This window comes from Pandoraea sp. ISTKB, assembly GCF_001721285.1.
GTDB lineage: Bacteria > Pseudomonadota > Gammaproteobacteria > Burkholderiales > Burkholderiaceae > Pandoraea > Pandoraea capi.
The window spans coordinates 220692-244598 of sequence record NZ_MAOS01000028.1 but is presented as its reverse complement, the minus strand read 5'-3'; the positions used below and the strand labels follow the sequence as shown (position 1 = coordinate 244598).

At 64.1% G+C, this 23907-nt stretch carries 20 protein-coding genes; 10 read left to right on the top strand and 10 right to left on the bottom strand.

Annotated elements, in window-relative coordinates:
• Positions 1 to 42: 42 nt before the first annotated feature.
• Both A9762_RS09820 and A9762_RS09815 read left to right on the top strand, forming a co-directional pair.
• On the top strand, positions 43 to 1701 hold the full coding sequence (locus A9762_RS09820) for a cyclic peptide export ABC transporter (RefSeq protein WP_069341838.1): 1659 nt from the start codon (positions 43 to 45) through the stop codon (positions 1699 to 1701).
• On the top strand, positions 1694 to 2476 hold the full coding sequence (locus A9762_RS09815; protein WP_206093567.1) for an ATP-binding cassette domain-containing protein: 783 nt from the start codon (positions 1694 to 1696) through the stop codon (positions 2474 to 2476). Before A9762_RS09820 ends, A9762_RS09815 begins: the two co-directional genes overlap by 8 nt.
• Positions 2477 to 2482: 6 nt before the next feature.
• Here A9762_RS09815 and A9762_RS09810 read toward each other — a convergent pair whose 3' ends face one another.
• On the bottom strand, positions 2483 to 3268 hold the full coding sequence (locus tag A9762_RS09810; protein WP_069341836.1) for a helix-turn-helix domain-containing protein: 786 nt from the start codon (positions 3266 to 3268) through the stop codon (positions 2483 to 2485).
• Between the two features lie 330 nt (positions 3269 to 3598).
• On the opposite strand from A9762_RS09810, the gene A9762_RS09805 reads away from it, so the two are divergent.
• Both A9762_RS09805 and ribA read left to right on the top strand, forming a co-directional pair.
• Positions 3599 to 5764, top strand: coding sequence for a TonB-dependent siderophore receptor (locus A9762_RS09805; RefSeq protein WP_240493495.1), 2166 nt, complete (start codon positions 3599 to 3601; stop codon positions 5762 to 5764).
• A gap of 192 nt (positions 5765 to 5956) precedes the next feature.
• A complete protein-coding gene (ribA, locus tag A9762_RS09800) occupies positions 5957 to 6616 on the top strand; it encodes a GTP cyclohydrolase II (RefSeq protein WP_069341835.1) in 660 nt (219 codons plus the stop codon).
• Between the two features lie 16 nt (positions 6617 to 6632).
• Here ribA and A9762_RS09795 read toward each other — a convergent pair whose 3' ends face one another.
• The 6 genes from A9762_RS09795 to A9762_RS09770 all read right to left on the bottom strand — a co-directional run bounded on the left by A9762_RS09795 (position 6633) and on the right by A9762_RS09770 (position 13211).
• Positions 6633 to 6911, bottom strand: a complete 279-nt coding sequence (locus A9762_RS09795; protein WP_069341834.1) for a DUF3325 domain-containing protein — start codon at positions 6909 to 6911, stop codon at positions 6633 to 6635.
• Complete coding sequence (locus A9762_RS09790) at positions 6908 to 8578, bottom strand: PepSY domain-containing protein (RefSeq protein WP_069341833.1); 1671 nt, start codon at positions 8576 to 8578, stop codon at positions 6908 to 6910. Before A9762_RS09790 ends, A9762_RS09795 begins: the two co-directional genes overlap by 4 nt.
• On the bottom strand, positions 8575 to 8940 hold the full coding sequence (locus A9762_RS09785; RefSeq protein WP_083253792.1) for a DUF3649 domain-containing protein: 366 nt from the start codon (positions 8938 to 8940) through the stop codon (positions 8575 to 8577). The genes A9762_RS09790 and A9762_RS09785 overlap by 4 nt, the downstream gene beginning before the upstream one ends.
• A 68-nt stretch (positions 8941 to 9008) precedes the next feature.
• The gene (locus tag A9762_RS09780; RefSeq protein ID WP_083253791.1) at positions 9009 to 11480 is read right to left on the bottom strand and encodes a TonB-dependent receptor; all 2472 of its coding nucleotides are present in this window, start codon (positions 11478 to 11480) and stop codon (positions 9009 to 9011) included.
• A gap of 161 nt (positions 11481 to 11641) precedes the next feature.
• Positions 11642 to 12670 carry a FecR domain-containing protein gene (locus A9762_RS09775; protein ID WP_069341831.1) on the bottom strand — a complete coding sequence of 343 codons (1029 nt, stop codon included), beginning with the start codon at positions 12668 to 12670 and terminating at the stop codon, positions 11642 to 11644.
• A 13-nt stretch (positions 12671 to 12683) separates the two neighbouring features.
• Complete coding sequence (locus A9762_RS09770) at positions 12684 to 13211, bottom strand: sigma-70 family RNA polymerase sigma factor (protein ID WP_069341830.1); 528 nt, start codon at positions 13209 to 13211, stop codon at positions 12684 to 12686.
• A 660-nt stretch (positions 13212 to 13871) separates the two neighbouring features.
• Here A9762_RS09770 and A9762_RS09765 point away from each other — a divergent pair.
• From A9762_RS09765 to A9762_RS09740, 6 genes are all read left to right on the top strand, one after another.
• Entirely contained in the window at positions 13872 to 14219 is a 348-nt protein-coding gene (locus tag A9762_RS09765; protein ID WP_139133149.1) for a hypothetical protein, read from the top strand.
• Positions 14220 to 14546: 327 nt separating this feature from the next.
• Positions 14547 to 17309, top strand: coding sequence for a magnesium-translocating P-type ATPase (gene mgtA, locus A9762_RS09760; RefSeq protein WP_069341828.1), 2763 nt, complete (start codon positions 14547 to 14549; stop codon positions 17307 to 17309).
• An 88-nt stretch (positions 17310 to 17397) separates the two neighbouring features.
• Complete coding sequence (locus A9762_RS09755) at positions 17398 to 18144, top strand: transporter (protein ID WP_069341827.1); 747 nt, start codon at positions 17398 to 17400, stop codon at positions 18142 to 18144.
• A gap of 196 nt (positions 18145 to 18340) precedes the next feature.
• Positions 18341 to 18832 (top strand): Rrf2 family transcriptional regulator, encoded by a 492-nt coding sequence (locus tag A9762_RS09750; protein WP_069341905.1) that lies wholly within the window; start codon positions 18341 to 18343, stop codon positions 18830 to 18832.
• Between the two features lie 278 nt (positions 18833 to 19110).
• The gene (locus tag A9762_RS09745; protein ID WP_069341826.1) at positions 19111 to 19401 is read left to right on the top strand and encodes a DUF4148 domain-containing protein; all 291 of its coding nucleotides are present in this window, start codon (positions 19111 to 19113) and stop codon (positions 19399 to 19401) included.
• A gap of 99 nt (positions 19402 to 19500) precedes the next feature.
• Positions 19501 to 20391, top strand: coding sequence for an AraC family transcriptional regulator (locus A9762_RS09740; protein ID WP_069341825.1), 891 nt, complete (start codon positions 19501 to 19503; stop codon positions 20389 to 20391).
• A 117-nt stretch (positions 20392 to 20508) separates the two neighbouring features.
• Here A9762_RS09740 and A9762_RS09735 read toward each other — a convergent pair whose 3' ends face one another.
• The 3 genes from A9762_RS09735 to A9762_RS09725 all read right to left on the bottom strand — a co-directional run bounded on the left by A9762_RS09735 (position 20509) and on the right by A9762_RS09725 (position 23897).
• The gene (locus tag A9762_RS09735) at positions 20509 to 21753 is read right to left on the bottom strand and encodes a porin (protein ID WP_069341824.1); all 1245 of its coding nucleotides are present in this window, start codon (positions 21751 to 21753) and stop codon (positions 20509 to 20511) included.
• Positions 21754 to 22044: 291 nt separating this feature from the next.
• Entirely contained in the window at positions 22045 to 22995 is a 951-nt protein-coding gene (locus A9762_RS09730; RefSeq protein ID WP_206093566.1) for a glycerophosphodiester phosphodiesterase family protein, read from the bottom strand.
• A gap of 134 nt (positions 22996 to 23129) precedes the next feature.
• The gene (locus tag A9762_RS09725; protein ID WP_069341823.1) at positions 23130 to 23897 is read right to left on the bottom strand and encodes a DeoR/GlpR family DNA-binding transcription regulator; all 768 of its coding nucleotides are present in this window, start codon (positions 23895 to 23897) and stop codon (positions 23130 to 23132) included.
• Positions 23898 to 23907: the final 10 nt, after the last annotated feature.

Sequence of the window (23907 nt, the reverse complement as noted above, 5' to 3'; positions counted from 1 at the left end):
TCCCCCAATATCCCCACAAAATATTAGAGAGGTTTGCCTCCTATGTCCTTGTTCTGGCAACTGGTGCGTGCGTCGCGATGGCCTTTGGCAATCGCGCTCGCCGGTAGTCTCATCAGCGGTTTTGGCAACGCCGGTCTCGTCGCGCTCATCAACCGGGCGCTCGGCGCACCGCGCGAGCATCTCGGTGTGCTCGGCGTGCAGTTTCTCGGCCTCGGTGTGCTCGTGCTCGTCACGCGTGCGCTGTCGCAAACGCTGTTCATGTCGCTGGGTCAGCGGGCCAAAGCGACGTTGCGCATGCAGGTCGTGCGTCGCATCGGCGCGGCGCCGTATGCGAGCCTGGAGCGGCATGGCATCGCCCGTGCCATCGCGGTGCTCACGCAGGATCTCGACACCATCGTGGTGCTGTTCGTGAATCTGCCGGTGCTCGCCATGCAGGGCGCGGTGATCGCGGGCTGTCTGATCTATCTCGGCTATCTGTCGTGGCAGATTCTGTTGTTCGCGGTCGTGACGATCTTCATCGGCGCGGCCGGGTTTCGTTTCGCAAACCAGCGTGCGCTCCTGCATCTGCGCAGCTCGCGCAAGCGTGAGGAAGCGCTGGTGAAGGATTTCCGCGCACTGTTCGACGGCGCGAAGGAACTCAAGCTGCATCGTGCGCGCCGCGACGCGTTCATCGAAGATCGCCTCGCGAGCAACGTCGAAGCGGTGCGCGTGCAACGCACACGAGGCTATGTGCTGTATGCGGCGGCGGCAAGCTGGGGCAGCTTCATTCTTTTCGCGTTCATCGGGCTCACGCTGTTCGTGGTGCTGCGTCATGTCGATCTGCCGCCGCAGGTCGTGTCGGGCTATGCACTGGTGTTCCTGTACATGATCATGCCTATCGAGGGCGTGCTCTCGGCGATGCCCTCGCTCGGGAGCGCGCGCGTGGCGCTGGAGCGCATCGCGCAGGTCGAGAAGGAGCTGCCGCGCGAGTTGCTCCCGGCGCCCGCCAGAACGGAAGTGCCGACGTTCCAGGAGATCGTGCTTGAAGGCGTGACGCACAGCTATTTCCGCGAACAGGAGAACGAAAACTTTACGCTGGGCCCGATCGGTCTGACGTTCCGCCCGGGCGAACTCGTCTATCTGGTCGGCGGCAACGGCAGCGGCAAGACGACGCTCGCCAAGCTCATCGTCGGCCTCTATGTGCCGGAGCAGGGCCGGATTCTGCTTGACGGTGTGCCCGTGGGCGATGCCGAGCGCGACCACTATCGTCAGTTGTTCTCGGTGGTGTTCAGCGACTTCTTCCTGTTCGAACATCTGCTCGGTTTGCCGTCCGATGGACTCGATGGGCAGGCGAAGGCGCTCCTGAAGTCGTTGCAGCTCGATCACAAGGTCACGATCGAAGACGGCCGTTTCTCGACGCTCGATCTGTCGCAAGGGCAGCGCAAGCGTCTCGCGTTGCTTGTGGCGTATCTGGAAGACCGGCCGTTCTACGTCTTCGACGAATGGGCGGCGGATCAGGACCCGCTTTTCAAGGATGTTTTCTACCGCCAGATGCTCCCTGCGCTCAAGGCGCGCGGCAAGAGCGTGCTGGTGATTACGCACGACGACCGCTATTTCGATCTGGCGGATCGTCTGATTCGCCTCGACTACGGCCAACTGCGCGCGCCGCAGACCGATGCCGGGGCGCACCACGAACCTGCTTCACCGAAAGCCCATGACTGATACTCCGATGTTCGCGCTGCAAGACGTTTCCTTCGCCGTGGAAGGCCGCACGCTCCTCGCGCCCCTCACCCTCGAACTCGCGGGCGGGCAGGTGCATGGGCTGATCGGCCACAACGGCTCGGGCAAATCGAGTCTGATCAAATTGCTTGCGCGCCAGCTCTCGCCGGTAAGCGGGAGCATCCAGTTCGAGGGACGCGCGCTGGCGTCGTGGGGCGCGCGCGAATTTGCGCGTCGCGTGGCATATCTGCCGCAACAACCGCCGGCAGCGGCGGGGATGACGGTGTCCGAGCTTGTCGCTCTGGGCCGCTACCCATGGCACGGCGCGCTCGGGCGCTTCGATGTGCACGATCACGAGGCCGTGCAGCAGGCGATGGCGCAAACGGATGTGCTGGGCTTTGCGGATCGTCTGGTGGAATCGCTCTCGGGCGGCGAGCGTCAGCGCGTGTGGCTGGCGATGCTCGTCGCGCAGCAGGCGCAGTGTCTGTTGCTCGACGAGCCGACGTCGGCGCTGGACGTCGCCCATCAACTGGACGTGCTCAAGCTCGTGCGCGAACTGGCCGACAAGCACGGACTGGGCGTGGTGATCGTGTTGCACGACGTGAACATGGCGGCGCGTTTTTGCGACACGCTGCTCGCGCTCAAGCAAGGCAGGCCGATCGCTCGGGGCACCCCCGCCGAACTGATGTCGCCCGACACGCTGCAAACCATCTATGGCGTGCCGATGGGGGTGCTGCCCAACCCCGATGGCGGCATGCCGGTGAGCTACGCGCGCTGAGCGAGCTCAGGCGTCGGCGAGGTAGCGTTGCGGGGTGCGGCCCGTGACCTGTTTGAACATCGCGATGAAGGCGCTCGGACTCGCATAACCGAAGGCATCGGCCGTGGCCGCCACCGACGAGCCGAGCGCCAATGTCGAGATCGCTTCGGACACCCGCAGGTGCTGACGCCACGTCACGAACGTCATGCCGGTGTCCATCTGAAAGTGACGCGCAAGCGTGCGTCCGCTGACCCCGAACTGTTCGCCCCAGAAGTCGAGCGTCAGTTTGCTGGCGGGGTCGTTCATCAAATGCTCGCAAATCGCCTGCAACCGTGTGTCGCGCGGGACCGGCACGCCGCGCTCGGGCAGGGCGGTGGCGTCGCGCAGCACACCCAGCAGCGGCGGCACCGAGAGTGCCGCCCGGCTCGTCGGGCCATAGCTGTCGCCGTCACGGCCGACGGTGACCGCCAGCTCGCGGATCAGCGGGGTGACGAGAATCACCGTCGGCCGCACCCAATCCCAGGGAAACATGCGCGGTTCCATGTAGACGTTGCAGATCTGCGCGTCGCCCACGGCATGCAACTCGTGTTCGACATCGGAAGGCAGCCACACGGCACGCGAGGGCGGCAACGTCCAGATGGCCGTCGACGTCAGCACGCGCACGACGCCGCGCACCGCAAATGCCAGTTGACCGTGACGATGCTGATGCCAGATCAGCCGCTCGCCGTGGCGGTACGACGTGATCTGCGAGTAGACATCGCGCGGCAAAGGACGCACGGCATTGGGGAATCGCTTGCGCAGAAAATCGTTCATGCCGGGGTTTGTAATCGGGTATCGATATGCAGACGAAATTTGTCAAAAAATCGACATTAATTGTCGCCCTTGCCTATTCCGAACCCGATATTCTCCTGATCTATCAATGTGTTTGCCGAATCTCGCGCAAATTTAGTAATGAGTCTCATTTGCGATATTTTCGCCAGTGTAGCGGGAATTGGACCGTGACGCTAAAGGCACAAACACCACACAAAACAAGGCACCGATTCACGATCGCCGGAAGATCCCGGCAACAAGGAACTAGGGGAAGTGTTGTCAACGATGCAAAAGAATCAGAACCAGCAACCTCGCCGCGCGGCACGGGGCCGCATGTCTGACGGCATGAGGACCGGGCACCCGTCGCCGCTGCGTCTCGCGCGTACACCCATCGCCGTGGCGATGCTGATGTTGGGCACCGCTGCGGCGCACGCGCAGTCGGCTTCGCCCTCGACGGCGGCACCGGGCACGACGGCAGCACTGCCGGCGGCAAACGTCAGCGCACAACGCGATGCGCAGACCGAGGGGTCGAGCTCGTACGGCACGTCGACCACGACCATCGGCAAGACGCCGCAGGCACTCAAGGACATTCCGAACTCGGTGTCGGTCGTCACGCGTGCGCGCATGGACGATCAGGCGATGACCTCCGTGGCCGATGCGCTGCAATTCACCACCGGTATCACGGCGGTCAACTACGGTGACGGCACTTACTACTTCAACTCGCGAGGCTACAACGTCGGCGTCGAATACGACGGCGTGTCGATCCTGAGCGGTATCCAGTACCAGCCGCAATTCGATCTCTCGATGTACGACCGTGTGGAAGTTTTCCGCGGCCCGGCAGGGTTGCTCGACGGCACGGGCGAGCCGGGCGGCACGGTCAATCTGGTGCGCAAGCGCCCGGGCGACACCTTCGCTGTGCGTAGCGAGACGACCATCGGCTCCTGGGCGAACTATCGCCAGATGATCGACGTCACGGGCCCGCTCAACGAATCGGGCACCATTCGCGGACGCGCCGTGCTCACGGGCGACACCGGCAACAAGTCGGTCACGCGGACCAATGAAAGCAACTTCCTCGCCTACGGCGCGCTCGAATTCGACCTGACGCCGCGCACGTTGCTGTCGCTCTCCGGCTCGTATCAGGTCAACCCGCTGCACGCGTTCGACTACGGTCAGTCGTTGCTGACGAACCGCACGTTCCTGAACGCCCCCAACAACTCGAACTTCTCGCCGGACTGGAACTACGCCTGGACGTCGATGCAGGAAGTCAACGGCAAGCTGGAGCATCGTTTCGATAACGATATCGTCTCGACGACGACCATCAACTATCGTCACGTGCTCTCGAACAGCAAGTACGCCTATCTCGGCCCGGGCATCAACGCTGCGACGCTCACGGCCCGCTATTTCGGCCAGTCGCAACGCGGCGAGAACAACCTGCTGGGGATCGACTCGCATTTGTCCGGCCCGGTAGAGGCATTCGGCCGCAAGCATGAATGGCTGGTCGGCATGAACTACCAGATGACGCAGCAGCGCAGTCTGTCGGGTGGCGAAAACCTCGGCACCTTCAGCATCTTCTCGCCGCCGTCGGTGGAGCCGACCATTCCGTTCGACTCCGGCAACAAGCTGCAAGCGCAGCAGTTCGGCGTGTACGGACAGGCGCGTGTTCGCGTGCTCGACCCGCTCACCGTCGTGCTGGGCGGACGCGAAGCCTGGTATCAGCAGCAAAGTCAGAATCTGCTGCCGACCGAAGGCCCGTGGAACACCACCGCCCGTGCGAACAACAAGTTCATTCCGTACGGCGGCGTGGTGCTGGCCCTCACGCCGCAGATCAACGCGTACTTCAACTACTCGAAGATCTTCGCGCCCCAAACGGCGACGACGTTCGACGGCCAGGGATTGCCGCCGCGCGAAGGGCAGCAATATGAGGTGGGCCTGAAGGGCTCGTTCCTCGATGGTCGCCTGAGCGCCACCGTGGCGGCTTTCCGCATGACGGACACGAACCGTGCGGTGGCCGACCCGTTCCACGCCATCGGCTCGGTCGCGGCAGGCTCGGCGCAGAGCCAGGGCTGGGAAGCCGAAGTAACGGGGCAGGTCACGCGTAACTGGAACGTTTACGCCGGCTACACGCTGCTCAATACGCGTTACAACAGCGATCCGAACCAGGTCGGTCAGGCGCTCGACGGCGAAGAACCGCAACACTTGTTCAAGCTGTACACGACGTATCGCTTCACGGATGGCCTGTTCGGCGGCGTGCTCGACGGCCTGCGCGTGGGCGGTGGCGTGCGTATTCAAAGCTCGACGTACCGCACGACGGGCTTTGCGCAGGGCGGCTACGCCGTGTGGGACGCCATGCTGGCCTACCGCGTGAACCGCCATCTCGAAGCACAGCTCAACGTGAACAACGTCTTCAACCGTGACTACTATGCCCGCGTGCCGTCGACGTTCTACGGTATCTACGGTGAGCGTCGCAACATCATGCTCACGCTGCGTGCGGACTATTGAAGGTTGTGACGCGGCGAGTCGCGTGTCCGTAACCCAAAGCCGGGCAAAGCGCTAGCCGATTGGACCGCCCTATGCAACCGTGTGTTGCGTAGGGCTGTCGGCTGATATTGGCAAATGGCGGTACACTCCGAGTACACGTCACCCTAGCCGGGTGGCACGCACCTCCCAATTTCAGCCGGTTTGAACGTCAACATGAAGTCCCCTGGTACTGCCTCTGCCACGCCCAACTGCGACGCAGGCGAATGCGTCGAGCTTGTCGCCACGGCAACCCTGCCGACCCGTTACGGCACCTTCACTTCCCATGCATTTCGCGTCAAAGACAGCGCCAACGAGCATCTCGCGCTGGTCATGGGCGATGTGACGGACAACGCGTCGGGCATCTTGCCGCCGCTGGTACGTCTGCATTCGGAGTGTTTGACGGGCGACGTATTCGGTTCCTACCGCTGCGATTGCGGTGAACAGCTCGATGCGGGCATGCGCAAGATCGCCGAAGAAGGGCGCGGCGTCATGCTGTATTTGCGCGGCCACGAAGGGCGCGGCATCGGCCTGAGCAACAAGATCCGGGCGTATCTGCTGCAAGAGCAGGGCCGCGATACGGTCGAGGCCAACCTCGATCTGGGGTTGCCCGACGACGCCCGCGAATACGACTCTGCCGCCGCCATCCTGCGCATTCTCGGCGTGGGCTCGGTGCGCCTCATGAGCAACAATCCGAAGAAGTTCGATACGCTCATCAAGCACGGCATTCCGGTGAGCGAGCGCGTGGCGCTCGACATCCCCATGCGTGAAGAGAACGAGCGCTACATCCGGACCAAGCAGGCCAAGTTCGGGCACTACTTCGAAGAGAACGAATGAGCGTGGCCTGCGGCCGCTAGCGTGAGCGGCGGCGCTCGGCCATGATGAGCGTGAGATATACCAGACCGGCTGCCATGCTGGCCTGGCCGCTATAGTTCACCAGTCCCAATCCCCATCCCTGATGCACGACCGTCGCCGCCAGCGCGACGATCAGTGCCGTCCATCCGAGCCCTCGGCTGGCGCGCGTGCGCGACACCGAAGCACCGCCGAAGAACGTTTCCTGCTGACGCTCGGTCGCCATCGCCAGCGCGGCGAAGCCCACGAGACAAATGAAGAAAGTGACGACGTGCATCATGCGCGATCCTCGCTCAATGGCGCGTTGATTGCCGATGGTGCGGTCGTGGCGACGTCCGCACGCCGTGCCGGTTTCGTCTTCGGCTTGTGCCGGGCGGTGCGCACGGCAAGCCACGCGTGCAGGGCGGCGAACGCCCACAGCATGGCATCGACCCCCGCGTAGACCCAGTCGCCGGTCGTCACGCTGTGCCAGAAGCCGCGCGACGTCGTCACGGCATTGACGATCGGCAGCAACGCGAGCACGGCCGCGCCGGCCCAGAGCAGTTCGATCCACGCGCGCTTCGCGGGCCTGACGAGGGCATAGAGCAGCGTGGCCGCCCACACCCAGTAAAACGCGTCGACTTCGGTGGCGCTGCGATGCACGGCATCGGCCGGCATCAGGCGATTGCTCCACAGGAATGCGGTCATGGCGATGGAGAGGCCGGCAATGGCCGCGATGTTCAGCCGCTCGACCACATGGAAGCCGAAATGCGGACGCGCCGGGTCGGGCAGCTTGCTGCTACGTTTCACAGTCCACATCACCAGCCCGGTGCCGACCATCGCGGTGCCGCCGAGACTGACGAGGAAGTACAGCCAGCGCAGATGCAGATCGCTGAACCGTCCGAGGTGCAGCGCGTACATCACGCCGCGCGTTTCGGCGGCGGCGCCTACGTTGTCATGAACGTCGATGAGTTTGCCGGTCGTGCCCTCGAACAGCAGATATTGCGGACTCATCGAGACACGCGTGGATTCGCCGCGTGTGACGGCCACGCGTGCGCTGGCGTCGCCGGGGTTGGTGACGGTGACGCGTCCGACGTCGCGTGCGCCCCATCGGGCCTGCGCCTCACGCACCATCGCTTCGATGGACGCGAGCGGCATCTTCTCGCCGGTGGCCTTGCCCGGCGGCGGAAACGCGCTCAACTGCGCGTTCAACTGGCTGCGCTCGACCGGTGTCTTGATGGCCGTCTGTGCGCCCCACGGCATGTACATCGCCATGAGGGTGACGAGCCCGGTGTACGTGATCATCAGATGGAAGGGCAGGCCGAAGACGGACAGCGCGTTGTGCGCGTCGAGCCATGAGCGTTGCCCCTTGCCCCATCGGAAGGTGAAGAAGTCGATGAAGATTTTCTTGTGCGTGATCACGCCGCTGACGATCGCCACGAGCATGAACATCGCACAGAAGCCCGCCAGCCAGCGTCCCCACATGACCGGCAACGGGTGGAACTGGAAATGGAAGCGGTAGAAGAAATCGCCGCCCAGTGTCTCGCGGGCTTTTAGCGTCTCGCCCGTCGTGGGATCGAACGTCGCCTCTTCGAACGTGCGACGCGGCGCACTGGTGCTCCCTTTGGGCGCGGGGGCATTGCGCCAGAACACACCGGCGACCGGATTGCGCTCGGTCGGCAGATAAACGCTCCACTGCGGGCTCCCGGCGGCAAGCGTCGTCAACCGGTTCGCCACGTTCTGCGCGACGATGGCCGGGTCGGGCAGCGTCTGCCGATGCGGCACTTCGGGGCGCATCCACTGCGAGATTTCGTCCTTGAAGTAGCTCACCGTGCCGGTGAGGAACATGGCGTACAGCAGCCAGCCCACGAGCAGTCCCGCCCAGGTGTGCAGGTCGGACATCGTCTGACGGATGCCACGACCTTGCGACTTCGGTGTCCGCACGTCGTTCGTCGGCTCAGGCGTCATGCCGCACCTCCCGTCACCACGCCCGTCGACACCGCCCAGGCGGCGAGCGCGAGCGGTGCGGCAACGATCAGCAAACCGGCCCAGGCGCGCCACGCGCTGCGCACCGCGAACACCCACACAACCGCTCCGGCATAGATGGCGAAACTCGCCAGCTCGCCGGTGATGACCGCCTGCACCTTGTTCATCGGCAGGGCAAGCACCGCAACGCTCGCGAGCGCTGCGACGGCGTAGCCGCCACCGATGGCCGCGACGATGCGGGAGACGAGCGCGCCGAGACCGACGAGCTTTTGCCGCGTGCCGTGCGTGCCATACGTGTCCAAAGTGCGGGCAGTCCCCGTGGGGGTACGACGAACCTGAGCCATGATGCGAGTCAGTTACCTGTTGAGATGACGAATGCTGCGGGGGTGGATCGATGACACGTCGGCTGACCTCAGAAGTCGATCTGCGCCGACAGCAGGAACGTGCGCGGCGCGGCCACGGTGGCGTAAGTGCCGCTCATGAGCCAGTAGTTCGAATTGAACAGGTTCTCGATGTTGGCGCGGAACACGACCGACTTGCCCGCGATGCGGGTGCGATAGCGCGCGCCGATATCGTAGCGGGTCCAGGCCGGTATTTCGAGGGTGTTGGCCGCGTTGAAGTACATGCGCGACGTGTTGATGATGCGACCGTTGAGCGAGAGTCCCTGCACCCACGGCGTATCCCAGTCGACACCGAAGTTGAACGCGCGCTTGGGCACGCCGTTGGCGTCGTTACCGTCGTTCACGCCACCGGCCGTCTTGGTGAGCTTCGCGTCGTAGAACGTGGCGCTGGCCATCAGACGCAGACCCTTCACGACTTCGCCGTACGCCGACAACTCAAGCCCGCGGTTGCGTTGTTCGCCGTCGAAGCTGTAGACGTTGGTGGCCGGATCGGTGATCGCGTTCGGACGCTGCACCTGGAAGACCGACACCACCGTCGTCACCGGACCCCAATCGGCCTTCACGCCGGCTTCGTACTGCTTGGACTTGTACGGGGGGAACACCTGCCCGGCGTTGCGCGCTGTGGCCGGTGCAACGCCACCGCGCGACAGACCCGAGGTGAAGTTCGCGTAGACCGAGATGTTCTGCAACGGCTTGACGACGATACCGGCGAGCGGTGAGACGGCGCTCTGGTCGTAGTTCGACGTCAGCGCGCCGGTGGCGGTGCTGAAGTTGTCGAGCGCGACACGTTGATGGCGCAGGCCACCGGTGAGCAGCACGCGGTCGTTCAGGAACGAGAGCGTGTCCGTCACGGCGATGCTCGTCAGCGTCGATTCCGAGGCCTTCTTCGTGTCCGCACGCGGCACGTTCACAGCCGGCAGCGGCACTGGGTTGTAGATGTTCGAGGCCACCGACGTGGTGCCCGGCGAATAGGCGTTACCCGAATCCTGCTCCAGGCGCGAGGCCTGCACCGTCAGCGTGTGACCGATGTCGAACGTCTTGAACGTGGCACGTGCGCCGACGTCTGCCGTGCGCGAGCGTGTGTACGAGTCGTAGTAGGAATTCGTCGCCGTGAAGTTGCCGAGCGCATCCGCCGGGCCGCTCGGGAACGTCTGATAGGCGCTCGCGTAGTGATAGCCGACCGCACCCCAGACGGTGACGTTGTTCAGCACGTCGTATTCGAGACGCGTGGTGACGGCCGTATCGTGCAGATGCAGCTCGGTGCCGGGGTAGAAGTTGCGATAGGCGGACGGTGCGTCCGGAATCTTCTTGACCGACGACTGGAAGCCGATCTGCGGGCGGAAGTTGTCGTCGCCTTCGTGTTGCGTGTAAGCGTCGAGCGTCCAGCGCAGGCGTTGCGTGGTGTAGTCGAGGCCGACCGAGCCGAAGCCGATGTTCTGCTTGCCGTTGTCCATCGTGGTGTTGCCGCCACGGAACACGCCGTTCAGACGCACGCCCCATTCCTGATTCTCCCCGAAGCGACGCCCCACGTCGGCTTCGACACCGAGTTGCGATTTGCTCTGGAAGGTGGTCGTCAGTCGCGTGATCGGCTCGCTCGTCGCGCGCTTGGTCACGACATTGATGGCGCCGCCGATGCTGCCGCTCGGGCCCACACCGTTCATCAGCGTGCCCGGTCCCTTGAGGACTTCCACGCGCTCCACGATGGCGGCCGGCACCCGGCTGGCGGAGACCATGCCATACAGACCGTTGAGGCCGACGTCGCTGCTCGAGACCGTGTAGCCGCGAATCTGGAAGTCTTCGCCGAAGCCGCCGCTCGACGTCAGCATGCGGACCGACGATTCGTTGATGACGACGTCCGCCAGCGTGCGCGCCTGCTGGTCTCGCACCATCTGCTCGGTGTAGTTCATCGTGCTGAAGGGCACGTCCATGGCGTCGGCCGAGCCGAGCATGCCGAGGCTGCCGCCGCGTGCGATCTGACCGCCGGCATAGGCCGGTTGCAGGCCGTTGTCGTAGGCGGCGGTGACGTGCGTCGTCGGCAGGGTGACGGCGGTGTCCGTCGCGTTCAGACCCGCTGCGGGCTGAATCAGATAGCTGCCATTCGATTGGGGAACGACTTCGACCCCGGTGCCTGCCACGAGCGCTTCGAGCCCGTTACGGGGCGTATACGTGCCTTTGAGGCCGTTGCTGTGACGTCCCGCCGTGACTTCTGGCTTGAACGACAGCATGATGCCCGCGTCGCGGCCGAAACGGCTCAGCGCGTCTTCGAGCGAGCCTGCGGGAACGTCGAACGCTCGCGCACCCTGCGCGGTGGCGTTCTGCGCGTGAGCGGCGAGCGGCGCGCCGAGGGCGATGAGGCCTGCACCGGCCGGGGCGGCAACCGCTGCGCCCAGGGCGATGCGGCCCAATGCGCAGGCCAGCCGCGTGCGGCGAGGTACCCGAAGTGGTTGGCTGAGGCGTTGTTGCAGCCCGCGGACGTGACCCATGATCTGACCTTTCGTGTGGAAGAAGAGCGGTGGTGCTCGTCCTCCATGACCCGCGAAAAACAGAAACGGATCACCTTTTTCAAAAATATTTGCGGAGTCGCCTGAAATCGTCCGACTTCAGGTGACGGAATCTGGTCGCAGCGTTATCCGCGTTATCAGCGTTATGCCGGGACCAGCCGGATTTCGCGGGCGCCCCAGAAGCGGGTGACCGCTTCGGTGCGCACGGCGAGAGTGGTGCCGAGGGTGTCGAGCACCTTGCCGACGTCGTCGAGCGGGAACGTGCCCGACACGCGCAGGTTGGCGACGCTGGCGTCGCACGTGAGCGACGCGTTGCTGTAGCGCGCAAGCTCGGCGACGAAGTCCGCGAGCCGCATGCTGCGCGCGACGATGAAGCCGTCGGCCCAAGTCGCGTCGTCGGTCGGTGTGTCGCTCGCCTCGGAAATGCTGCTGGCCGTGTAGCTCGCGTGTTTACCGGCGGGCAGGATCAGCGACTTGCCGGGTACGTCGCGCGGACGAATCTCCACCGCACCCTTGAAGACACTCACATGGGTGCCGTCATCGAACTGGCGCACGGTGTAGCGTGTGCCGAGGGCGCGCGCGGTGCCCTGTGCCGTCTCGATCAGGAACGCACGCGCGGGTGTATGCGTGTCGGGGGCTGTCGTGATGAGCACTTCCCCGGCGATCAGCCTGACGCGGCGCTCGTTGTCCCGATAGACGATGTCGACGGCGGTGTCGGTGTTGAGCACGAGTTGCGTGCCGTCGTCCAGACGCAGGGTGCGACGCTCGCCCACGGCGGTATGCACGTCAGCCGACCAGCGTTGCCAGGGCGATGAGTGCAGGACGCCCCAGGTTCCCCACGTTCCGCTACCCGCGAACAGCAAGACGACCAGTGACTTCACCGCGCGGCGGCGCTGTTTCGACGCGGGCGGCGCCAATGCGGCCTGTGCGACCCCGGCTTCGACAGGCGCGGCGAGCGGGGCGAGCTTGCCTTTGACGGACTCGATGCGCTGCCATGCGCGTTCATGATCGGGGTGCGCCTCGCGCCACGCCTGCCATGCGGCGACGGTGTGCGGCGACACGTCGTCGCTCTGCAGCTCGATGAGCCATTCGACGGCGCGCTCGGCCACTTCCGCCGGCACATGCGCGGCATCGGCGGTGGCGTCGTACCAGCTTGAACGAACGGCAGGCATGGCGTGCTCCCCGTCAGCCGACGAACGGCAGGTCGGACAAGTCGGCGAAGTAACAGCGCTGCAATGCCTTGGCGAGATAACGTTTGACCGTCGGCACCGAAATGCCGAGCGTCTGTGCGATTTGCGCGTGCGTCTGGCCGTCGAGCTGCGAATACAGAAATGCCTGCCGGACGATGGTCGGCAGGCCGTCGAGCAAACGGTCCAGTTCCAGCAGGGTTTCGAGCATCATGGCGCGCGTCTCGGGCGACCATTCGACGTCGCGCGGCACTTGCGCAAGCGCTTCGAGATAGGCGCGCTCAAGCTTCTGACGACGCCAGTGATTCGAGACGAGATTCTGCGCCACCGTGGTGAGGTAGGCACGCGGTTCGTCGAACGTCGACGGCACACGCTCGCTGCCGAGCAATCGCACGAACGTGTCGTGCGCGATGTCGGCCGCCTGCTCGGCACTGCCCAGACGTCGATGCAACCAGCCCTTCAACCAGGAGTGGTGATGGCAATACAGCAGTTCGACGGTGGAGGGGAGGGTGCCCGGGGTTTGCATGATCCAGCCTGATGCTCGGTCCACTCACGACACTGGGGACCAGCGCGAACACTGGCTAACGGTCATGCAGCAGGTGAGACAACTCGCAGTAATTTGTTAATGATAATCATTATTAATAACTCATGGGAAATGTCCCTGTCAATCGCAAGTGTTTTGGCGATGGGGAAAGGATAGGTGTGCCGAATTGGGACAGATGTCGCTCAGGGCCGCCGCACGGGCATGCGCGACCGGAGAGGGTGTTGTTTTCAGGCAAATTCCGAAGATGTTTGCGATGCAGCATTTATTGCTTGACGCTCCAAATTAGCCTCAGTTACCATCCGCCCTGTCTTCAATTTAAGGGGTTAGTCCGTGAATTCCGATGCCAGTAGTCCTCGATCTTTGATCGATTGATTGCCTGAGGATCCACAGCTTTCCCTGTGCCGCGTCCTCAAGCAGGATGCGGTGTCTCGCGCCAACCGAACGCTCTTTCCGAGCGTGCCCGCCCAGGGCGCTCCGGCGCAATTCCCGCAAAAGTTTCCACTGTCGTGCCCGTGATGGGTGTCGTCGTCTTGCGTCTGCGCTTTGGCGTTTGCGCGTCGTGACGATGCGGCTTCACGCGCCGGCCGTCCATGCCGTGTGTCCACATGCGCCATGGGCACTTCGCAGCCATGCGAGGAAATCATGCGAGCTTTTCAAACGTTTCAGGCTTTCCAGAGCCAACCGACGCGCACCACGCCGGTGTCGCATCTGACCATCGTCTGCCTGGCCGAGGCCCTTGGCGCCTTGCGCAAGCAGATGTTCATCGACCTGACCGCCCTCGGCCTGCGCGCCACGCACGTGAGTATCACGCGCTGGAGCGACCGCGACGAGGCGTCCGCCACCGTGACGCTCGATTGCCCGCAGGCATCGCGCGCATCGCTCACGTCGCTCGTCATGCGACTGTCCGGCGAACGGAGCGTGCGCCGCGTGTTCTGGTCCGACGACGCTTCGCGCCGCGCGAGCGTCGGGGCCTCGCCCGTCGCCGCCTGAGTGCGGTTTTCCTGATCCACCGACGATTCGCCGCATCGCGCTTGCCCGCGATCCGGTGTCATCGATGATCAAAATTTAAGGAGTCCAAAATGGAAGACGGAAGTCCTCGAAGGTCGCCCGTCGGGGTCGTGCACGCGATGCATGACGTCCCGGCGGGCGACGTAACGCCACATCCCAGTTTTTTCGCTATCACCGACCGCGCGCCGCGCGGCGCGGCTGGGTGCGTTCGCGCTATTTTCCGGAGAGATGACATCCGGTAGCGCCTGACGAGACCGGCCGGCCGCCATGCCTTGCGCATGTGAGCGTAAGCCGCGCCAGGAAATCGTCATGACAAATAACCACCGCTCCCGCCATAAGCAGCGCGGCTTCGTCGAACACTCGACATCCTCCGATCTGCCGCTCTCGGGGCCCGACGTCGTTGCACGTCTCGCGACCGAACCGCTGCATCACGTGCTTCACACGCTGGGCACCGACACCAGCGGCCTGCCGCTCGCCGACGTCGGTCAGCGTCAGACGCGCTATGGCCCCAACGAAATTGCGCACGACAAGCCGCCGCACTGGACCCGGCAATTGATCGGCGCCTTCAACAACCCGTTCGTGTTCGTGCTGCTCGCTCTCGTCACGATCAGCTTCTTCACCGACGTCTACTTCGCCGATCCGGGCGACGAGGACTACAAGAGCATCATCATCCTGATGACGATGGTGACGATCAGTGGTCTGCTGCGCTTCTTCTCCGAGTTCCGCTCGCTGCGCGCCGCCGAAAAGCTCAAGGCGATGGTGCGCACCACGGCGAGCGTTCGCCGCCGGCTCTCGGCGTCGGGCAAGTCTGAGCGTCACGAGGTCGCCATGCGTGAGTTGGTCGTGGGCGACATCGTGACGCTTCAGGCAGGCGACATGATCCCGGCCGACCTGCGTCTGATCGAGTCGCGCGACCTGTTCATCAGCCAGGCCGTTCTGACCGGCGAGGCGCTGCCCGTGGAGAAGTACGACACGCTCGGTTCCATCGCACAGAAATCCGCTTCGATTGCCGGCGCTAACGGCAGTGCTGGCAATGCCAACCTGCTCGATCTGTCCAACATCTGCTTCATGGGCACGAACGTGGTGAGCGGCACGGCTGTGGGCGTGGTCGTGGCGACGGGCGCGGATACGTATTTCGGCGCGCTGGCGAAGAACGTCGTGAGCCACAAGCGCGTGGAGACGAGCTTCGACCGGGGCGTGAACAGCGTGAGCTGGCTGCTCATCCGCTTCATGCTGGTGATGGTGCCGATCGTGTTCATGATCAACGGCCTGACCAAGGGCGACTGGTTGAGCGCACTGACGTTCGCGCTGGCCGTGGCCGTGGGCCTCACGCCGGAAATGCTGCCGATGATCGTGAGCGCCAACCTCGCGCGCGGTGCGCTGGCGATGTCGCGTCGCAAGGTCGTGGTCAAGCGTCTGAACTCGGTGCAGAACTTCGGCGCCATGGACGTGCTTTGCACCGACAAGACCGGCACGCTCACGCAGGACCGCATCATTCTCGAACAGCATCTGGATGTGGCGGGCGACGAGCAGGAAGACGTGTTGCGTCTGGGCTGGCTCAACAGCTATCACCAGAGCGGTCAGCGTAACCTGATCGACGTGGCGATCATCCGCCGCGCCAACGAGATCGGCGAGTCGGTGCAGCCGCGCACGTTCGCCAAGATCGACGAGCTACCGTTCGACTTCGTGCGTCGTCGTCTGTCGGTCGTGGTCGAGAACGAGCGTCATGAGCATCTGATGGTCACCAAGGGGGCTGTCGAGGAGATGCTGTCCGTCGCCACGCACGTGAAGACCCCGCAGGGTGTGCGTGCGCTCGACGACACCGCCCGCGCCATGCTGATCGCTCGCGCCGAGTCCTATAACGAAGACGGTTTCCGTGTGCTGGTCGTGGCCACGCGAGACATTCCGGCGGGAGAGACGAAGACGCAGTACAAGACGTCCGACGAGCACAGTCTCACGGTGTGCGGCTTCCTGACGTTCCTCGATCCGCCCAAGGATTCGGCGGCCCCGGCCATTGCCGCGCTGCGCGAACACGGCGTGACGGTAAAGGTGCTCACGGGCGACAACCCGATCGTGACGATCAAGGTGTGCCGTCAGGTCGGTCTCGAACCGGGCACGCCGCTGCTCGGCTCGGACATCGAGTCGATGGACGACACCACGCTGCGTGATGTCGTCGGCCGCACGACCGTTTTCGCCAAGCTCGCCCCGTTGCACAAGGCGCGCGTCGTCAAGGCATTGCAGGCCAACGGCCACACCGTCGGCTTCCTCGGTGACGGCATCAACGACGCGCCGGCACTGCGCGATGCAGACGTCGGCATCTCGGTCGACACCGGCGCGGATATCGCCAAGGAAACCGCCGACATCATCCTGCTGGAAAAGAGCCTGATGGTGCTCGAAGCCGGCGTGATCAAGGGCCGCGAGACGTTCGGCAACATCCTCAAGTATCTGAACATGACGGCCAGCTCGAACTTCGGCAACGTGTTCTCGGTGCTGGTGGCGAGTGCGTTCCTGCCGTGGGAGCCGATGCTGGCGATGCAACTGCTCGTGCAGAACCTCGTGTACGACATCTCGCAGATGTTCCTGCCGTGGGACCGCATGGATCCGGAGTTCCTCAAGAAGCCGCGCAAGTGGGACGCCAGCAACATCCGTCGCTTCATGCTGTGGATCGGACCGACCTCTTCGGTGTTCGATATCACGACGTATGCGCTGATGTGGACGGTCTTCGGTGCGGGCGCGCTCTATCACGCCCACGGTGGCAACGGCGGGCAGGTGATCATGAACTCGGGCTGGTTCATTGAAGGGCTCGTCTCGCAAACGCTCGTGGTGCACTTGCTGCGCACGCAGAAGATCCCGTTCCTGCAAAGCACGCCGGCGCTGCCGATCATGCTCTCGACCTCCGTTGCCATTGCCATCGCCTGCTGGCTGCCGTATTCGCCGTTTGCCGACGCCATGGGCTTCGTGAGCCTGCCGGGGTCGTACTTCTACTGGCTCGTGGCGACCATGCTCGGTTACATCACGCTCGCGCAGATCGTGAAGACGATATACATCCGCCGCTTCGGTCGCTGGTTCTGATCGCTCATCACACCAACACACCCCACACATTGACGTCCCGGTGCGCATCCTGCCGCACCGGGCGGCACACGCACAAAGAGAACGACTCATGAAGAAGCCACTGATTTATCTCGCGCTGTTTTTCCCGCTGGTTTGCCCGTTGAGCGCTTTCGCGGCGCACCCGCTGACGTCTGACGACACCGGCACGCAAGGCGACGGCAACTGGCAATTCGAAACGAACGGCGAAGTCACCTCGAAGCAACCGGATATCGGGCGTCAGACCCTGTGGAACAGCACGCTCACGCGCGGTGTCGGCGAAGCGCTCGACCTGTACGTCAACGTGCCGTACACCAACATTCAGAACCGCTCGGAGACGTCCGGCAGTGGCATCGGCGATGTGGAGACCGGCGCCAAGTGGCGCATGTACGACGACGGTGCATTCAGTGTCGGTCTCAAGCCGTATCTGACGTTTCCCTCGGGCAACGACCAGCGCGGACTCGGCACCGGCCGCGTGAATGCCGGTGCGACATTGCTCGCCCAGTACCAGATCGACGACTGGACGTTTCTCGCCAACGCCGGCGCAGCCTATCAGGCGAACCGTCAAGGTCAGCGTCAGGGGCTCTGGAAGGCTTCTGCGGCGGTGCTCTACCGCGTCCTGCCGTCCACGCAACTGATTCTGGACGTGGGGACTTCGCAGAACCCCGATTTCGCGCAAAAGACGAATCCCGCGTTCATGATTCTGGGCGCGATCTATAGCCCGACGTCGTGGATGGATCTCGACGTCGGCTACCGGCGCGGCCTCAATCCGCAGACGTACGATTATTCGTGGATGGGCGGGCTGACGGTGCGCTGGTAAGGCATTCGATGGACTGACGCTCATCGCGCTGCGCGTCCTTGGGTGCTTCGTGAGACCGGGGGATGCGTGGCGTGCGCGGGACATAAGATGCATGTCGGAGCCATGTTAAACTGCCTCGCAAAAGCACACCGGGCGGCCGACGAGACATGTCGTGCCGCCCGATTCGTTCCCGCCGCCGTTCCCTGTCCACCGTCGCATGCGACTTACCGACCATACCGATTACAGTCTGCGCACCCTGATCTACGTCGCGGTTCATCCCGACGAGCTGGTGCACGTGCAGTCCGTGGCGGACGCGTTCGATATCCCCAAGAATCACCTCGTGAAGATCGTGCAGAAGCTCGGTCAACTCGGCTTTCTGCACACCGTGCGTGGCCGCTCGGGCGGGATTCGGCTGGGGCGCGCGCCGCAGCGCATCGGCCTCGGCGAAGTGGTGAGGGCGATGGAACCCGATTTCGCGATGGTCGAGTGCTTTCATCAGGGCGATAACGCATGCGTGATCACGTCGGCATGCCATCTTCGCAGTGTGCTCGGTGACGCGCTGCGCGCTTACTTTGCCGTGCTCGATCGCTATACGCTGGCCGATCTCGTCGACCAACCAGCGGAGTTGCGCCGTCTGCTGGGGGATGCGGCCGCCGCCGTCATTCCGGTGGCGGATATCAAAGTCAAAAAGCGCGTGACGGCGTCGTAATCCTCAACACGATTCCCCGTCCTATCCGTTCGTGAAACGGACGAAATTCCACCTTTTCCGGCCATCTGATCGACGTTCGCTATCGACGCCATAGCGCCGGATAATCGCGTCCGTCGAAACTGGACGAATGGTCGCATCTTGCAGACGTCCTGCCGTGCAGAGCGCGCTGTCCTTTCGTAATCTTCAGTCATACCCGCAAGCGTTCATCCGCTCTCCGGATGAACGCACAGGGAAAACCGACATCCGGCAATTCCATGCCGACCGAAAGGAGTTTCACCATGAACGCTCGTCTTTTTGCTGCCGCCCTGATCGCTACCGCTTCGTTCGCTTCCGCTTCGGCGTTTGCGGACACGCAGACCGCCGATGCTGGCCAACCCACGGTTTCACAAGGTCTCACCCGTGCACAAGTCGTAGAAGAACTGCGTCAGGCGCGTGCTTCGGGCCAACTCGACCAATCGCTCGAAACTTATCCGTCGCTGCTGCAACAACGCACGTCCGCCGGTCGCTCGCGCGCGGAAGTGCGCTCGGAACTCGGCACGGCCGCGACGGTTGGCGATAACCGCGCGTGAGGCACCTCGTGAGTCGTGCTTGAGTGCGTGGGCCGATCCGAGCAAGGGTTGGACAAATCCGCCATAATCGGCGCACCGGGTTATTTCGACGAGTGCGCCATGGATCGGCTCTCCACCCTGATTTCGAATTTCGGCGTTCGCGCCGGTGTGTTTCATAGCGGCGGCATGTGTGGGCTTGCCAGTTACGGCGTCGATGCCCACGACGGCGGCCATCTTCATTTGTTGCGTTCGGGCGAAGTCGCGCTCGTCACGGAAGACGGCGCGCGTCAGAAGATCGTGGAACCGTCGCTGATCTTCTTCCCGCGCCGCAATCATCACCAGTTGCTCTCGGGCGAGGCGGATCGCACGGAGCTGGTATGCGGCTCGCTGTCGTTCGACGGCGGCCACAACAATCCGCTGGTGGCGGCGCTGCCGGAATTTCTCGTCCTGCCGACGAAGTCCCTCTCTACGCTCGAACTCACACTGAACTGGCTGTTTGCGGAAGCGTTCGGCGAGCATTGCGGGCGGCTGGCCGTGATGGACCGGTTGTTCGAGTTGCTGGTGATCCAGTTGCTGCGCCACGTGCTGGAGCATCGGCTCGTGAGTTTCGGCATGCTTGCCGGGCTGGGCGATCCTCGCCTCGCGCGGGCGTTGAACGTGATTCACAATCAGCCGGGCGAGCCGTGGACGGTTGAGTCGCTGGCGAGCACGGCCAACATGTCGCGCGCGAACTTTGCCGCGCAGTTCCGCGAAGTCGTCGGGCAATCGCCGGCGGACTATCTGCTGGACTGGCGTATCGGGCTGGCGCAGAAGCGTTTGCGTGACGGGCAACCGATTGCGCGCGTGGCCGAGGAGGTCGGGTACGACAGCGCCTCGGCGCTCGCACGCGCCTTCCGTCGCAAGACCGGCAGTAGTCCGCGCGACTGGCTGCGCGCCCAGATGCATGCGGTCACGACGCTGCCGCGTCCTCGCGTGCAGATCGTGCCGGCACTGCCGGCGCAGGCCGCATAGCTGACACCATCGGGCCGTCGCGTTGCCTGGACGATGATCGAGTGACGACAAAACCGGCCGGGACCTGCACCGTAGTGCAAGTCCCGGCCGGTTTGCTTTTCCCGTCTCACAACATGTTCAGAACACGTGGCTAACGCCAAGACGCACGACGGTCTGCGAGTTGGTGGCGGATGACATGCCGTTTGCGGCGTCACCGACCGAGGCCGTGGCGTCGATCACGTTGCCGAACGCGTCGAGCGTGCTGCCCGAGGCCTTCTGATAACCGGCCAACGCGTACAACTCCGTGCGCTTGGACAGGTTGTAGAACGCTGCTAGGTTGAACTGATGGTACTTGGCGCCCGAGACGTTCGCGGCCGGCGCATTCACCTTGGTGAAGCTGTAGCCACCGCCCACGCGCCACGCATTCGTGATGCGGTACATGCCCAGCACACCGACCGTGTCGAACTTGGCAGTTCGGGTAAAGCGCGAATACGCGCCTGCCGAGTATTCCGTATGGCTGTAGTTCGCGCCGAGCGTGGTGTCACCGATCTGGTACGTCATCGAGGTCGCGATGATGTCGCGAGCGCGGGCGCTGGCGTATCCCGCGTTGATCGACGACGCGAAGGCCGATTCCGACGAGCCGACCCAGGTGCCGACCGACGTGTCCGTCGCGCTCGCCTTGTCGTTGTTGGCGTGCGAATAGCCCAGACCCCACGTCAGCGGACCGTTGGCATATTGTCCGGCCAGGCCCCAGGTGTTCTGGCGTCCCATCGTGCCCGGCTGGCCGCCGAAACCATACATCGCGCCGAAGGTGAAGCCCCCCCACGTCGGCGAGCGGTATTTCACGCTGTTGTTCACGCGCGAGCTGTGGTCGAGGTTGTCCACGTCGCCCGGATGCGCGGCCACGCCCGAGAGCAGTGCCGTGCCGCCCACGGAGCCGACGAGATCGATGAGCGGGTCGTACTGACGGCCGAGGGTGACGGTGCCGTAAGCCTTGTCCTGCAAGCCGACATAGGCGTGACGGCCGAACTCTGCGCCGCCCTGGCTGGCGGTACCGTTGCCGATGTTGAAGCCATTTTCCAGACGGAACAACGCCTTCAGGCCACCGCCGAGGTCTTCCGTGCCTTGCAGGCCCCAGCGGCTGCCTTGCCACGTGCCGCTTTGAAATGCGTAGTTCGATGCACCGTTGACCAGTGCCGGACGGCCCGCGGCGCCGGCGCGCGTGACGGTAGCGACGTTGCTGGCATAGCCGATGCCGCCGTCGACGATCCCGTAAAGGGTGACGTTGGACTGGGCATGCGCGAGTGCGGCGGCGCCGCAGCCGATGAGCAGCGCGGTCGCACGGGCGAGGGGCGCGAGTGGCGCGTGGGCGAATGACTTCATGGTGACTTTCCTGAGTGATGTTGGGCGAGTAGAAAAGGCCAAAGGGCCTGAAAGCGGCTTTGTGGCTCTGCGGCGTAGTGGTGTAGGCGCCGCGAAGCGCCGTCGATGCGTGTCCCGGTGTTTATCCCGGGTTAATGCATGTCATAAAAATAGGAGTCCTAAAAATATGAATGTCGAAATCTCTTGGGCGATCGTGACCGCGTCAGCGGGCGATCAGGCCACGCGCTCCGGTATCGGCGTGTGGCCTGATCGAGCTAAGCGGGTGATGAACCGAAAGCCGTCAGGCGTTCGTTACTTCGCGGCGTCTTTCCCTTGCGAGCCGAGTGCGGCGCGCAAGCGGGCGGGCGAGTCCGTCATCACCGCATCGAAGCCCAGTTGCGAGGCGGCTTCGAAGTCTTGCGGTGTCTCGACACCGAAGGCGACGAGGTGCACGTCGCCGCGCGACTTGAAGCACTGGACGGCGGCCGGTGTCCACCAGTTGGCAACGACCTTCGAAATGCCTTCGCCGAGCGTGAAGCGCTCCACGACTTCCACCTGACGATGAAACTCGATCCCGGCCCATGTGCCCGGCGCCGGTGGCGTAGCGCACTGGCCGGCGAGGGCGGCCGCCACGAGGCGGTTACGCGTGGCGTCGCGCGACTCGAACAACTGCGCCTGCGGGCGGCGCGCACGCATGCGATCGGTCGCATCGGACTCCGTCGAGTAGAGACGCACACGCGACCACGCGTTCGTCTCGTCGAGCACCTTGATGACGGCTTCGACCAGCGGGGCTGCCGGCGTCTGCTTCATGTCGAGCAGTACCGGGACGTTGGCCGGCACGGCGGCCAGCGCTTCGCGCAGCGTCGGGATCGGCAGCGGATGATCGCGATAGGGGAAGACGGTCTGGCCGCTGGCGTCCTTGCGCGAGAACGCATAGCCGGCGTTGAGCGTTTTCACGTCGGCGTAGTCGAGGTCGGCGAGCTTGCCGCGACCGTTCGTCAGCGCGGAGAGGTCGGCCGGACGGTACATGACCGGCACGCCATCACGCGTGACCTGCACTGTCATCCACAGCGCCTGCGCGCCGTTCTGCAACGCGTTGGCAAAGGCTTGTACGGTGTTCTCCGGCGTATCGCCGGTGCCGCCGCGATGCGCCACGATCAGCGGCGCGGCATTGACGGTGACGGGCGTCAGTGCGCCGACGAGGCAGGCGGCTGCTGCGATGCCCATCGCCGCGAGGCGGGCGACCGGCAGGGGAATGGACATAACGGACGTGCTAAGCGGCTTTTGAATCGACGCAAGGCGCGACTGACGAAGCGAGGCGAGTGGCATGGTGGTCGGTCTCAGGGCAGGGCGTGAACGATGAGCTTGAACAATGGGTGTGAACAATGCGCGTGCGGTCAGACGACGAGAATTTCGGGCGATCCGTCCGACGGACTTGCCAGGTGCCGACGCAGCGAATCGGGCAGGACGTCATCGGTAATGACGAGATCCTGTTCGGTGATTTGCCCGCCGCGCACGCTGGGTTTGCGTGTGAACTTGTACGCGTCGGCGACCAGAATGCGATAGCGGCTGGCATCGCGAAGGGCTTCGCGCGAGGCGGCTTCATGACGGTCGTAATCGAGCAGCGTGCCGTCGTCGTCGATGCCGCCGACGCTGTACACGCCCACGTCCGCCCGATAGGCGCGGAACAGGCGGTCGGCTTCGTCGCCGAGAATTTCGGGGTTGGGCGAGCGGAGTTCGCCACCCGGCACGATCACCCGATGCTCAGGGTTGCTGGCCAGCACGAGTGCGGCGCGCAGATTGTTGGTGATGACGCACAGACGCTTGCGATGCACGAGCGCGACGGCCACCTGCTCGGGCGTGGTGCCGATGCCGAGCAGGACGGTCGCACCGTCCGGAATACGTTCGGCCGCCGCGTGGCCGATGCGAAGCTTGCCTTCGAGGTTGCGCACCCGGCGCACTTCGTAGGGTTGGTTGGTGCCCGGGGTGAGCAGACGCGCGCCGCCGTGATAGCGACGCAGCACGTTGGCATCGCAAAGCGTGTTGACGTCACGGCGAATCGTCTGCGTCGCCACGCCGAAATGCTCGGCGAGGGCGTCGACACTCATTTCGCCATGTTGGCGGAAGAGGGCGACGATACGGGTCTGGCGTTCGGAGAGGTCCATCTGACGGTCG